The organism is Campylobacter parajejuni (genome assembly GCF_046764905.1).
Lineage (GTDB): Bacteria > Campylobacterota > Campylobacteria > Campylobacterales > Campylobacteraceae > Campylobacter_D.
Genome location: NZ_JBKORB010000002.1, coordinates 286,617 through 300,329, shown reverse-complemented (window position 1 = coordinate 300,329; position 13,713 = coordinate 286,617). Strand labels below are relative to the sequence as shown.

Annotated in this window: 12 protein-coding genes and 1 rRNA gene; 10 read left to right on the top strand and 3 right to left on the bottom strand. The window is 34.1% G+C overall.

What is annotated here, in order from left to right:
• Positions 1-785: 785 nt before the first annotated feature.
• Positions 786-902, top strand: a 5S ribosomal RNA gene (gene rrf, locus ACLL8X_RS03220).
• Positions 903-1,085: 183 nt separating this feature from the next.
• Here rrf and murD read toward each other — a convergent pair.
• Together murD and mraY are read right to left on the bottom strand one after the other, a co-directional pair.
• Positions 1,086-2,294, bottom strand: a complete 1,209-nt coding sequence (gene murD, locus ACLL8X_RS03215; RefSeq protein WP_411989503.1) for a UDP-N-acetylmuramoyl-L-alanine--D-glutamate ligase — start codon at positions 2,292-2,294, stop codon at positions 1,086-1,088.
• The gene (mraY, locus tag ACLL8X_RS03210) at positions 2,294-3,355 is read right to left on the bottom strand and encodes a phospho-N-acetylmuramoyl-pentapeptide-transferase (protein ID WP_411989502.1); all 1,062 of its coding nucleotides are present in this window, start codon (positions 3,353-3,355) and stop codon (positions 2,294-2,296) included. The genes murD and mraY overlap by 1 nt, the downstream gene beginning before the upstream one ends.
• Positions 3,356-3,434: 79 nt before the next feature.
• Between mraY and gpmI the strand changes: the two genes are divergently transcribed.
• The 6 genes from gpmI to sdhE all read left to right on the top strand — a co-directional run bounded on the left by gpmI (position 3,435) and on the right by sdhE (position 10,172).
• Positions 3,435-4,913, top strand: coding sequence for a 2,3-bisphosphoglycerate-independent phosphoglycerate mutase (gene gpmI / locus ACLL8X_RS03205; RefSeq protein ID WP_411989501.1), 1,479 nt, complete (start codon positions 3,435-3,437; stop codon positions 4,911-4,913).
• Positions 4,914-4,985: 72 nt separating this feature from the next.
• Entirely contained in the window at positions 4,986-5,729 is a 744-nt protein-coding gene (fabG, locus tag ACLL8X_RS03200; RefSeq protein WP_411989500.1) for a 3-oxoacyl-ACP reductase FabG, read from the top strand.
• 6 nt (positions 5,730-5,735) lie between these two features.
• Entirely contained in the window at positions 5,736-6,146 is a 411-nt protein-coding gene (locus ACLL8X_RS03195; RefSeq protein ID WP_411989509.1) for a pyridoxamine 5'-phosphate oxidase family protein, read from the top strand.
• A 367-nt stretch (positions 6,147-6,513) separates the two neighbouring features.
• Complete coding sequence (gene sdhA, locus ACLL8X_RS03190) at positions 6,514-8,349, top strand: 8-methylmenaquinol:fumarate reductase flavoprotein subunit (RefSeq protein ID WP_411989499.1); 1,836 nt, start codon at positions 6,514-6,516, stop codon at positions 8,347-8,349.
• Positions 8,346-9,311 (top strand): 8-methylmenaquinol:fumarate reductase iron-sulfur subunit, encoded by a 966-nt coding sequence (sdhB, locus tag ACLL8X_RS03185; RefSeq protein WP_411989498.1) that lies wholly within the window; start codon positions 8,346-8,348, stop codon positions 9,309-9,311. Before sdhA ends, sdhB begins: the two co-directional genes overlap by 4 nt.
• Before the next feature lie 3 nt (positions 9,312-9,314).
• The gene (gene sdhE / locus ACLL8X_RS03180; RefSeq protein WP_411989497.1) at positions 9,315-10,172 is read left to right on the top strand and encodes an 8-methylmenaquinol:fumarate reductase membrane anchor subunit; all 858 of its coding nucleotides are present in this window, start codon (positions 9,315-9,317) and stop codon (positions 10,170-10,172) included.
• Positions 10,173-10,195: 23 nt separating this feature from the next.
• On the opposite strand, the gene tenA is transcribed toward sdhE, so the two are convergent.
• Positions 10,196-10,861, bottom strand: a complete 666-nt coding sequence (tenA, locus tag ACLL8X_RS03175; RefSeq protein ID WP_411989496.1) for a thiaminase II — start codon at positions 10,859-10,861, stop codon at positions 10,196-10,198.
• Positions 10,862-10,973: 112 nt separating this feature from the next.
• Between tenA and acpP the strand changes: the two genes are divergently transcribed.
• The 3 genes from acpP to accA are packed head-to-tail and all read left to right on the top strand — an operon-like array spanning position 10,974 to position 13,387.
• Positions 10,974-11,207 carry an acyl carrier protein gene (gene acpP / locus ACLL8X_RS03170; RefSeq protein ID WP_002854831.1) on the top strand — a complete coding sequence of 78 codons (234 nt, stop codon included), beginning with the start codon at positions 10,974-10,976 and terminating at the stop codon, positions 11,205-11,207.
• A gap of 25 nt (positions 11,208-11,232) precedes the next feature.
• A complete protein-coding gene (locus tag ACLL8X_RS03165) occupies positions 11,233-12,447 on the top strand; it encodes a beta-ketoacyl-ACP synthase II (protein ID WP_411989495.1) in 1,215 nt (404 codons plus the stop codon).
• 1 nt (position 12,448) lies between these two features.
• On the top strand, positions 12,449-13,387 hold the full coding sequence (gene accA, locus ACLL8X_RS03160; RefSeq protein ID WP_411989494.1) for an acetyl-CoA carboxylase carboxyl transferase subunit alpha: 939 nt from the start codon (positions 12,449-12,451) through the stop codon (positions 13,385-13,387).
• Positions 13,388-13,713 lie beyond the last annotated feature (326 nt).

Below are 13,713 nucleotides of genomic sequence, written 5' to 3'. Positions count from 1 at the left end.
GACTACTAGTTTGATAGGCTGGGTGTGTAATGGATGAAAGTCCTTTAGCTGACCAGTACTAATAGAGCGTTTGGCTTATCTTTAAAATATTAACTTGTCTTTTTAACTTATGCTTGCAAAAACTTCGCTTAGTTTTAGCTGCGTCTAAGTCAAAAATCCTAAGTTAATAAAGCATCACTTCCTTGTTAAGGTTTTTATAAACTATATCGTCTAAGTATTAAGTGTATATAAGTAATAATAGATGATATGCAAAGCTTTTATTTAAGCTTTATAGAAATCTTTCAAGTGTTTATATTAGAACTTGCTCTTAACATTGTTTTTTAAGTATTCTAAAGTTTTTAAAGAAGGGTTTTTAAAAGTGAAGTATCTTAGAGTTAAACTTATTATAAACCTAAATTTCAAATTCTAGCTTTGAGTATAAGCTTTGAACTTAGCTTTGTGTATAAAACTAAAGATTTTAAGTTTGGAAACTAAAGAAGCTTTATTGCTTTTAGTTTTAGATTTAATTTTTAAAAGTCTGGCTAAAAAATGCTTAGGAAAAAAGATTAACAAATATTAACTAGAATATGGATTAAGGGGTTAAGAAGGTTTAATTAAGAAGTTTAAACTAAGAAACTTTAAATTTTAATAAACTAGAATTTAAAGACTAGAAAGAACCTAGCTTCTGTATTTAGCTTGAGTGAGATTTAGACTTAAAAGAGCTTATGAGATGAAATTTTTATTTTTAAAATAAATTCTTTTTCATTCTTTTATTCTTAAATTCCAAAGAATATTTAAATAACAATGTCCGTGATTATACAGATGTGGAAACGCCTTGCTCCATCTCGAACCAAGAAGCTAAGCACATCGTGGGTGATGATACTACGCCTTACTGGCAGGGGGAAAGTAGCTCATTGCGGACTTGTTAATATTTATCTTTTTTATTCTTGATAAACTTCTTCAATGCTTTTCTTGTTTAGCTTTATTGTTTGTTTTTTAAGGTTTTTTTAGTTAAGTTTTATATATTTTTAGTGTTATTGTTTTTGTAGAATTGCTTTGCTATTGTAGTAGCTAGAGTTTTTTATAAGAAATAAAAGTATAATAAGTTAAATTTTATTCACGCATTCTTTGAAAACTTTTCCGCGTTCTAAGTAAGAGCTAAACTGATCTAAGCTAGCACAAGCAGGACTTAAAAGAGCCACTTCATTGGCTTTTAAACGATTTGAAATTTCACTTACAGCTTTGGATAAGATTTCGCATTTATAAGCTTTTAAATTCACTCTTTTAGCATAGTTAAGTATTTTTTCAGCACTAATGCCTATGACATAAAGTTCTATATCCAATCCTTTCATAAAATCAAATAAATTATCAAATTCCACTCCCTTATCATCTCCACCTATGATAAGATGAATTTTTTTATCTTTATAGAACTTAAGTGCAGCTATTACGGCACTTATATTTGTAGCCTTTGTGTCATTGACCCAGAGTCTGTTTTTTTTATCTTTGATTTCTTCAAGTTTGTTTGGTTCCATTATAAAACTATTTAAAAGTTCATAACTTAGAGTATCGAGTAAAATTTTTTCTATAGCCAAAGCCATAATGGCATCAAGCAAAAAAGGACTCTTAAAAGAAATTTTTTGAGTATCAATGTCGAAATTATGGGCTAAATCTTTCTCATCTTCATAGCTTATAATACGGGCTTTTGTAGGAGTTTTTGCGTAAATTTTAGGCAATATCGCCACATCGCATTCATTCATTCTTTTTAAAACACTAAGTTTATCTTCTACATAGTTTTCAAAACTTCCATGCCAAGAAAGATGGTCAGCACTTAGAGGTAAAAGTGCGTAAATTTCAGGTTTGGCTGTATGGGTATAGTGCAGGGTAAAAGATGAAGTTTCAAGCACCCAAAGCCTTGCATAAGGATTAAGCTCTGCTAAAGGAGTGCCGACATTTCCACCCATAATGGCACCTATGCTAGCTAGCAAATGCGTTGCCATTTGAGTAGTAGTGGTTTTGCCGTTGGTTCCGCTTATCCAAACGGATTTTGGCATAGCGTCATAAAAAAAGTCATATTCGCTTTGTAAATTTTTTGCTTCTTGAATGAGTTTATGTTGGGGTGGAAAACCCGGACTTGGAATTTCAAGCTGACTTAAATTTCTATCGAAATTTTTAGGGTTTAAAAGAGTATTGCCAAAGGCGTCTTTAGCTATCTTTGTAAAACAATCATCATAAATATCAAAAGGACCAAACTCTTTTGCTAAATTTTCAGCCATAGCACGCGTGGTTTTTCCATATCCAAAAAGTGAAATTTTCATCATCTTAACTTTATGGAGGCGAGTGCGAGTAAATTCGAAAGAAAGGCTATCATCCAAAAACGCACGATGATTTTATTTTCTACCCAGCCAACTTTCTCAAAATGATGATGAATGGGTGCCATTTTAAATACCCTTTTGTTAAAAATTTTAAAACTCCCCACTTGTAAAATCACTGAAATGGTTTCTAGCACAAAGACAAAGCCTATGAGTAAAAGTAGAATTTCATTTTTGCTGATAATCGCTAAAAAGCCTATAAATCCCCCAAGTGCAAGGCTTCCACTATCCCCCATAAAAACTTGTGCGGGGTAGCAGTTATACCATAAAAATCCCATTAAAGCACCAATTAAGGCAGCACAAATGATGACAACTTCGCCTAAGCCTTGAATTTTTGGCAAAAGTAAATATTCGCTGTAATTTAAATTCCCGCTTAAATATAAAAATATCCCCAAAGTAGATAAAGAAAAAATACTAGGAACCGTAGCCAAACCATCAAGCCCATCTGTTAAATTCACAGCATTGGAGCTAGAAATTAATACTAAAATCCAAAAAGCTATGGCAAAAATTGTCATATCAAAAAGGGGATGTTTATAAAAAGGCACAAAAAATTCAGTGCTAAGTTCTTTGCTAAGATACAAGGGCAAAACACAAACAAGCCCAGCGATAATTTGAGCTAAGAGTTTCATTCTCGGGCTAAGTCCTGAGTGGTTGTCTTTTTTTAGAATTTTGCCTAAGTCATCGACAAGTCCTATAAGACAAAAAAGTATCAAACAAAGCAAAGCACTTAGGGCAAAAACATTATCAAATTTGATACAAAACAAACTTGCAATGACCGCAGAACTGATAAAGATAAGTCCGCCCATAGTTGGAGTATGACACTTGCTTTGATGTGTTTGTGGGGCGTGTTCGTAAATGGGTTGATTAGCGTTTTTAGCCCTTGCCCAAGCGATGAATTTAGGCATTAAAAACAAAGACAAACATAAAGCGATGAAAAATGCAAAACCCGCACGCACACTGATATAAGTAAAAAAAGCGTAATTGCTTAAATCCGAAAGATAATACAAAACCTAGCCTTCTTTTTGGTTTTTAAAAGTTTAATTCTAGTAAAATCTAGCCAAAAAAATTCTTATAAAAGAGAGAAAAATGAAACAAAAATGCGTTTTAATTATCACAGATGGAATAGGTTATAATCAAGATAAAAAATTTAATGCCTTTGAAGCGGCTAAAAAGCCAAGCTATGAAAAACTTTTCAAAGAAGTGCCTTATTCTTTGCTTAAAACAAGTGGTTTAGCTGTGGGCTTACCGCAGGGGCAAATGGGAAATAGTGAAGTGGGGCATATGTGTATAGGAAGTGGGCGTATTATCTATCAAAATTTAGTCCGCATCAATAAAGCCATTGAAAATAAAGAGCTTGAAAAAAATCCTAATTTACAAAAATTTTTAGCAAAATGCAAAAGAGTGCATATTATAGGGCTTTATAGTGATGGTGGGGTGCATTCTATGGATACGCATTTTAAGGCTATGCTTAAAATTTGTGCGAAAAATGGCAATGAAGTTTTTGCTCACGCTATTAGCGATGGGCGTGATGTTAGTCCAAAAAGTGGCTTAAATTTCATAAAGGATTTAAAAGAAATTTGTGAAAATTTAGGCGTTCATTTTGCTACGCTTTGTGGGCGTTTTTATGCTATGGATAGGGATGAGCGTTGGGATAGGTTAAAAGAATATTATGAGTGTTTGCTGGGTAGGGCTAAAAAGGTGTCAAATTTTCTTGATTATATGCAAAAATGCTATGATGAAGGCATTACAGATGAGTTTATAAAAGCAGCTCAAAATGAAAATTATCAAGGCATAGAAGAAGAAGATGGTTTTATTTTTATCAATTTTAGAAATGATAGAATGAAACAGCTTATCAAAGTGCTAAATTCTAAGGATTTTAAAGAATTTAAACGCGAGAAAGTGTTTGAAAATTTGCTTAGTATGAGCGTGTATGATGATAAATTCCAATTTCCTGTGCTTTTTGAAAAAGAAGAGATAAAAAACACGCTTTCACAAGTGATTTCTAGGGCAGGGCTTACTCAGCTTCATACCGCAGAAACAGAAAAATATGCCCATGTAACCTTCTTTTTTAATGGTGGAAAAGAAGAGCTTTTAGAGAATGAAACAAGGGTTTTAATTCCAAGTCCTAAGGTAAAAACCTATGATGAAAAACCTGCTATGAGTGCTTTTGAAGTATGCGATGCGGTAAAAAAAGGTATGGAAAAGGGCGAAGATTTCATAGTGGTAAATTTCGCAAATGGCGATATGGTCGGTCATACAGGTGATTTTAATGCGGCTATAAAAGCAGTAGAAGCGGTGGATACTTGCTTAGGCGAACTTATAGAATATGCAAGAAAATACGCTTATGCCTTTATCATCACAAGCGACCACGGAAATTGCGAAGCTATGCAAGATGAAAAGGGAAATTTGCTTACCAATCACACTACTTTTGATGTTTTTGTTTTTGTCGAAGCTAAGGGGGTTTTGAAAATTAAAGAAAATATGGGACTTAGCAATATAGCTGCTAGTGTGCTTAAAATTTTAGATTTAGAAATTCCAAAAGAAATGAATGAGGCTTTGTTTTAGTTTGTTTGCCTTTTTTGTAAGAAATTTTGTTAAGATTGTTGTTTTTAAAATTAAATTTATGAAGGATAGAAGATGAAATTTAGCGGAAAAAATGTCTTGATTACGGGTGCGAGTAAGGGTATAGGAGCGTCTATTGCGAAGACTTTAGCGGGTTTTGGGCTTAAGGTTTGGATAAATTATCGCTCAAAGCCTGAACTTGCGGATGCTTTGAAAGATGAAATTGTCGCTAAGGGCGGTAGCGGGGCTGTGATAAAATTTGATGCAAGTAAAGAAGATGAGTTTGAAAAGGGTATAAAAACCATAGTTGATAGCGATGGAGAATTAAGCTATCTTGTTAATAACGCAGGTGTAACCAACGATAAACTAGCCTTAAGAATGAAATTAGAAGATTTTAGCTCTGTTGTGGATACAAATTTAAATTCAGCCTTTTTAGGTTGCAAAGAAGCTTTGAAAATTATGAGTAAAAAACGCTTTGGTGCCGTTGTAAATATCGCTTCCATTGTTGGAGAAATGGGAAATTTAGGACAGGTGAATTATTCTGCGAGCAAGGGGGGTATGATAGCTATGACTAAGTCTTTTGCTAAAGAAGGTGCAAGTAGGAATTTGCGTTTTAACTGCGTTACACCCGGCTTCATAAAAAGCGATATGACAGAAGTTTTAAGCGATGAAATCAAACAAGCTTATCAAGACAGCATTCCCTTAAAGCGTTTAGCAGAACCTGAGGAAGTGGCTTATTGTGTGGCGTTTTTGCTGAGTGATTATGCTTCTTATGTAACAGGAGATGTGCTTAAGATTAATGGTGGCTTGTATATGTAAGGAGAAATTATGGATTTAAAAGAAATAGCACAATTTTTAGACGAGAATGCACCCGCATTCTTAGCCACTTTAGGAACTTGTGGAAATCCTAGAGTGCGTCCTATGCAAAGTCCTTTGCTTGTGGGGGAAAGAATTTATTTTTGCACCGCAAATACCAAAGGACTTTTTAAACATATAAAAAATCACAAAGGGATAGAATTTTGCTCTTGTGCTAAGGATGGCACCTTTTTAAGGCTTAGAGCCAATGCTATTTTCGAACCTAATTTAGAAGTTAAAAAAATGATGTTTGAGAAATACCCTTATCTTAAACAGCTCTATGAAAGCCCTGAAAATTCTCAATTTGAAGTTTTTTATCTTGGTAATTTAAGCGCTAGAATGCAGTTTATGAATGGAGAATTTAAGCTTTTTAAGGCTTAAATTTAATTTTATTAATTATATGTTAATTAAGATTAATATTATCTTAATTAACATTAACTTTTTATTTATTTTTTGTAGTATAATTATTCCACTTGATTTGCAAGGAATGGATTATGTTATATTGCAAAAATGTTTTAATATTTATTTTATCATATTTGCTTATTCTTCAGTTATTTATTTTAAATTTTTTACAAGCATTTATTATCTTCATAAATTATAAATTTTTATTCTATTTTTTAAAATATTTTTTTAACATAAGGTATTTTGTATTGAAGAAAGGAGAAAATTTTGGATTTTTGGCATGTGGTTATGTAAGATTGACTTACGTTAAAAATTATTGTTAATTTTTTAAATAAGGAGAAATGATATGGGTGAATTTTCTAGAAGAGATTTTATAAAAACAGCCTGTATTAGCGTAGGAGCTTTAGCTGCGAGTTCAAGTGGGGTTTATGCTTTAGATGGCTCATCTAAGTTAGATAAAAGCACAAATTTACCCTCTTGCGATGTTTTGGTAATTGGTTCAGGTGGAGCGGGTTTGCGTGCTGCGGCTGCGGTAAGAAAAGAAAATCCACAATTAAGTGTTGTAGTAGCGACAAAGATGATGCCATCGCGTAATGCAACTTGTATGGCAGAGGGTGGGATTAATGGAGTCACTGATTTTTCTAATGGAGATTCCTATAAATTACATGCTTATGATACGATTAAGGGCGGAGCTTACTTGGTAGATCAAGATGCGGCATTAAAATTTTGCGAATTAGCTGGAAAGGCTATTTTTAATATGGATTTTATAGGAACCTTGTTTTCAAGAAATGAGCAAGGTGGAGTAGCTCAACGTTTGATGGGAGGGGCATCTAAAAAACGCTGTAACTATTCTGCAGATAAAACAGGTCATATTTTAATGCATTCTTGTTTAGATGATGCTATTAGTAGTGGTGTGAAATTTTTAATGGACCATGAACTTTTGGATATAGGCGTTGTAGATGGAAAATGCGAGGGTGTTGTTTTAAGAGATATACAAAGCGGTGGAATTTATCCTGTGTTATGTAAAGCTTTAGTGATTGCTACAGGGGGATACACAAGGATATTTTATAATAGAACTTCAACTCCTTTTATTGCCACAGGAGATGGTGTAGCAGCTGCTCTTAGGGCGGGACTTGGTTTTGAAGATCCTGAGATGATACAATTTCATCCAACAGGAGTTGCAAATGGGGGAACCCTTATTACAGAGGCAGCACGTGGTGAAGGGGGCTATCTTTTAAATAATCGTGGTGAGCGTTTTATGAAAAATTACCACGAAAAAATGGAGCTTGCACCGCGAGATGTGGTTGCACGTGCCATAGAAACAGAAATTCGCGAAGGTAGGGGTTATGGCGAGGGACTTGGAGCTTATGTTTTATGTGATGTGCGTCATTTGGGGAAAGAAAAAATTTTAAAAGATTTACCAAAAATTCGTCATACTGCAATGCTTTTTGAAAATATCGATTTAGTGGATACTCCTGTGCCTATCCGTCCAACGGCACATTATTCTATGGGTGGAATTGAAGTGGCTAAATTTGAAGATATGAGTACTAAAATTGCTGGAATTTATGTAGGCGGAGAAGCTTCTTGTATCTCTATACATGGAGCCAATAGACTAGGGGGAAATTCTTTAGCTGATGCGGTTGTAACGGGACATTTAGCAGGTATTGGTGCGACAAATTATGCTAAAGATGCAAGTTTTGGCAAAGGGCTAAAAACTCATGAACTTGCTCAAAAATGGCAGGCTAAATTTAAAGAAATCACAAATAACGGCGGCAATGGTCAAGAAATGTATGAATTGCGAGAAGAGTTAGGAAGTCAAAATTGGGATAATATGGGAATTTTCAGAACTCAAGAAAAGCTTGATTTGTTGGTAAAAAATTTAGAAGATATACAAGCAAGATATGAAAAAATTCGTATCCCAAATCCTAACGAAGTGATGAATACGGCTTTTACAGATTATGTTGAACTTGGAAATTTGATTTTACTTTCCCGCTGTGCTTGTTTAGCGGCTAGAAATAGACTTGAAAGTCGTGGGGCACATACTAGAGAAGATTATCCAAAGCGAGACGATAAAAATTTCTTGAAACATAGTATCGTAAATTTAGAAAACGATGAATTAAAACTTAGCTATAAAGATGTTGTGGTAACTGAGTTTTCGCTTGATGGAAGGAGAGTGCAATGAAAATCATCATAGAACGTTTTAATGGCAAGGAAAAATACGAACAAAGTTATGATATTGATGATAAGGATATACAAGGAAAAACCTTACTCTCTCTTTTGCTTTTTATTAAAAAGACAAAAGATATTACTTTAAATTTTACCGCTTCTTGTCAATCTGCAATTTGTGGGGCTTGTGCAGTGCGTGTGAATGGACATTCTTATCTTGCTTGTGATACCAAAATGCAAGATTTATTAAAAGAATATGATAATCCTTCAAGCATACATATTTCTCCGCTTGGAAATTTTAGGGTAATTTCTGATTTAATTGTGGATTGGGAGCCTTCTATAGAAAATTTAAGAAAAATTCATCCTGCTATGGTAGCAAAAAATGAATTTTCAGCAGAAAAAGGTTGCAAACAAAGTCAAGAAGAATTTAATCGTATTAGCAAACAATGGGATTGTATTTTATGTGGTAGTTGTGCTTCAGAGTGTAATAAATTAGAAGCAGATAGCAGTGATTATATGCAACCTTTTGTTTTTACCCATGCTTGGCGTGCGGCAGCAGATTCTCGTGGCAAGGAACCTATGTTGCATGTAAAACCTAGTGTAATGAATGGACTTTGGCTTTGTGTTCATTGTCAAGAATGTTCTGATCGTTGTCCAAAGGGTATAAGTTCAGTAAGCGATATAGCAAATTTAAGAGTGATGGCGATTAAAAAAGGCTTAAACGAAGGCTTAGGACCTGATCATGCCGAAGCTTTTTATAAAGATTTAGTTGAGGGTTCAGGACGCTTGAATGAAATTTATCTTGCTTTGCGTTCTGAAGGCGTTGTAGGTTCTATGGGCAAAACAGATATAGCTTTTAAACTTATGCGTGCAGGAAAAATGAATCCTATGCATGTTTTTGGCGAAGATGAAATAGAAGGACATGAAGATTTGGTTAAAATGATAAAGGCAGCACAAGAAGCTGCTGTTAAGGAGTAAAATATGCAAAAAGAATACGCTTTTTTTCCGGGTTGTGTTTTATCTCAAGCTGCAAAAGAATCTAAAATTTCTTTAGAAGCTATTGCACCTATTTTGGATTGGAAGTTAAATGAAATTAAGGGTTGGAGTTGTTGTGGAGCTTCTCAAGCACAGTGCGTTGATCCTATAGCGACTTTGATAGCTAATGCAAGAAATATTGCTTTAGCAGAAGAGATGAAAATGCCAATGCTTACAACTTGTAGCACCTGTATGCTAACTTTAACTAAAGCAAAAAATACTCTTGATAAGGGTGCTAAAGAACGCATTAATACTTTTTTGGCACAAGGTGGAATGAAATATCAAGGCTCAACCCCGATTACAAGTCTTTTATGGGAACTTTATGAGGATTTGGATAACTTAAAAAGCAAGATAAAAAAGCCACTTTCAAATTTAAAAGTTGCTTTATTTTATGGTTGCCATAGTCTAAGACCTGAAAATGCCTTTGACAAAAAAGAAAGCTCGACAAATCCAAAAAGTTTCGAAAGCGTAGTGGAAGTTTTGGGGGCTCAAATAGTTCCCTTTGAAAAACGCCTTGATTGTTGTGGTTTTCATGCTTCTTATCCTGCAGAAAAATCTGTAAAAAAAATGTCTAGTCAAATTGTTAATAATGCAAGTGAAAACCAAGCTGACTGCATTGTAACGCCTTGTCCGCTTTGTCAAATGCAGCTTGATATTTATCAAGAAAGATTTCAAGATTATACTAATTCTAAGGCAAGATTACCTATTATTCATTTGTCGCAATTAGTAGGACTTGCTTTAGGGCTTTCTAAAGAAATGATTGGTTTGGATTATAATATTATTGATGCAAGTAAAATTGCATAAAAACATGGGCAAAAAGCCCATGTTTAAAGATTTAATTCCATTTTCAAAGAATGCTCCCAAAAAGCCACTTCTAAGCGTGTTACGGTATGAAAAATTTCACTGAGTTTTTGGAATTTTTGTGCATTAACACTTGAAGTATAAGAATCAACAAAATCTTCAAATTCTTTAGCTTCATTTTGAAAATTTTCACTTCCATAGGTTAAAATCCATTCCTTATAAGGATGGTTTTTTAAATCTTGTTCTTTTAAACGACTTGAAATTTCCATACCTATTTTTGCATAGCCTATGGCACAAGCACTGAGTGCTACTAGCATATCTAAAAAATCCCCCTTTTCTCCCACGCTTAACATATAACGCGAATAAGCTATATTGATTAAGCTTTCATCTTTGACACTCAGTTTATCCGCTTCAATTCCAAGAGCTAAAATTTCACGGTGAAGCTCCATTTCTCCTTCAACTATATAATTTTGAAATTTCATAGCAAAACGAAGTTCTTTTGCGGTATTTGAGTTAAGTGCCAATCTTGCATAGCATTTTGCGTAATTAAGCAAATAAATATAATCTTGTTTGAGATAAAAAAGAAAATTTTCTTTTTTTAGGCTTTTATCTTCTAATTTTTTAACAAAATCATGGTGTAAATACTCATCCCAAATTTTTTGATTGTCTTTAATTAAATCAGCAAAAAGCATTCTTTTTCCTTTGTTTTTTGATGTTTTATTTTCAAGTATAATCAAAAACTATAAATATTTTAAGTTTTTTATAGTAAAATACGCTTTATTTTAATTTTTTTAAGGAGAACAAATGGCAACATTTGATGATGTAAAAGCAGTAGTAGTGGAGCAATTAAGCATAGATGCAGATGCAGTTAAAATGGAGTCAAAGATTATTGAAGATTTGGGTGCAGATTCTTTAGATGTGGTAGAGCTTATTATGGCTTTAGAAGAAAAATTTGAAGTAGAAATTCCTGATAGTGATGCTGAAAAACTAATTAAAATCGAAGATGTTGTAAATTATATTGATAATCTAAAAAAATAATTTTTTTCTTGCAAGGAGCTTATTCTTGAAAAGAGTTGTAGTTACAGGTATGGGTATGATTAATGCCCTTGGTTTAGATAAAGAAAGTTCATTTAAAGCGATTTGCAATGGAGAAAGTGGAGTGAGTAAAATCACTCTTTTTGATACCACAGATTTTCCTGTTCAAATTGCAGCTGAAGTTAAGAATTTTGACCCCTTAGAACTTGTTGATGGCAAGGAAGTTAAGAAAATTGATCGTTTTATACAACTTGGAATCAAAGCAGCAAGAGAAGCAATGCAGGATGCTAAATTTAGTGAAGAGTTGGATAAAGAGGAATTTGGCATTGTTTCGGCTGCGGGTATTGGAGGCTTACCTAATATAGAAAAAAATTCCCTTATTTGTTCCCAGCGAGGTCCGCGTAAAATTTCCCCATTTTTCATACCTTCGGCACTTGTAAATATGCTAGGGGGATTGGTTTCCATAGAACACGGACTTAAGGGTCCAAATATTTCTTGCGTTACAGCTTGTGCAGCAGGCACTCACGCCGTAGGAGAAGCTTATAAAAGTATAGTTTTAGGAAGTGCGAAAAAAATGCTAGTTATAGGCGCAGAAGCTGCGATTTGCCCTGTGGGAATTGGTGGCTTTGCTTCAATGAAAGCTTTATCAACAAGAAATGACGCCCCTGCATATGCTTCAAGACCTTTTGATAAAGAAAGAGATGGTTTTGTTATGGGCGAAGGTGCAGGTGCTTTGGTTTTTGAAGAATATGAAGAAGCTAAAAAACGAGGTGCTACAATTTATGCTGAGTTAATTGGCTTTGGAGAAAGTGCGGATGCAAATCATATCACTTCACCTACCTTAGATGGACCCTTAAGGGCTATGAAAAAAGCCTTAGAAATGGGTGGAAATCCAAAGGTAGATTATATCAACGCACACGGAACTTCAACTCCTGTAAATGATAGAAATGAAAGTGCGGCTATTAAGAAGCTTTTTGGTGCTAATGTTCCGCCTGTAAGTTCTACAAAAGGACAAATCGGTCATTGCTTGGGGGCTGCGGGTGCGATTGAAGCGGTTATTAGCATTATGGCTTTAAGAGCTGGTGTGATTCCACCTACAATCAATCAATTTGTCAAAGATGAAGAGTGCGACCTTGATTATGTTCCAAATACACCAAGAAAAGCAGATTTGAAAGTGGTTATGAGCAATTCTTTTGGTTTTGGTGGAACAAATGGTTGCGTGGTGTTTAAAAAAGTAGATTAATATGGCTTCGTATTTAGATTTTGAAAAAAATATTCAACAAATTGATGAAGATATTATCAATGCTCAAATTAAAGGTGATAGCGAAGCTGTTGCCATTTTGAAAAAAAATCTTGAAAAGGAAATTTCTAAAACCTACAAAAATTTGAGTGATTTCCAGCGTTTGCAATTAGCCCGTCATCCTGACCGCCCCTATGCGCTTGATTATATTGAACTTATTTTAAATAATGCCTATGAAATACATGGGGACCGTGCTTTTAGAGATGACCCTGCCATTGTTTGTTTTATGGGTTATTTAGGAGAAAGAAAAATAATCGTCATTGGCGAACAAAAGGGTCGTGGCACAAAAGATAAAATTTTAAGAAATTTTGGTATGCCTCATCCTGAAGGCTACCGCAAAGCCCTAAGAGTGGCAAGACTTGCTGAGAAATTTCAAATTCCTATTTTGTTTTTGATAGATACTCCGGGTGCTTATCCGGGTATCGGTGCTGAAGAACGCGGACAAAGTGAGGCGATTGCAAGAAATTTATATGAGTTAAGCGATTTAAAAACTCCGACCATAGCCATAGTTATTGGCGAAGGTGGAAGTGGTGGAGCCTTAGCCATAGGTGTAGCCGATAAATTGGCTATGATGAAAAATTCTGTTTTTTCAGTCATTTCTCCTGAAGGTTGTGCGGCAATACTTTGGAATGACCCTGCAAAAAGTGAAGCCGCAACCAAGGCTATGAAAGTAACAGCCGATGATTTAAAGGCTCAAGGTTTGATTGATGATGTGATAGAAGAGCCTATAAACGGTGCACATCGCAATAAAGAAGCCGCTGCGGTGGCTATCGCTGATTATGTTAAAAAGTCTTTAAATGAACTTGATAATATTGATTTTAGAGAGCTTTCTGCTAATCGTATGCAAAAAATTTTGAAACTTGGAGCCTACGAAGAAAATTAGTCTTCATAAATCAAATCTCAAATCCTAGTTCGCCTTTGCTTATTTTGCGATGATAAAGTTAGCTTATCACGCTTTTACTGCGTAAAACTTTACATTTTTCTCAATTTTTATTCAGCAATATTGATATTTCTTAGCATTTATGATATTTTATTTTGTAGATTAAATAGCTATAAAATGATATTTGATAAATATTTATTCTTTGTTAAATTCGTTTTTTTTTTTTTTATTATAATTATTATCAAAATTAAGTTAGCTTCAAGAAAATTTTCCCTATTATTCACGAATTGATTTTAAATATCAAAATATTGACTTAAAGGAGATAAAAT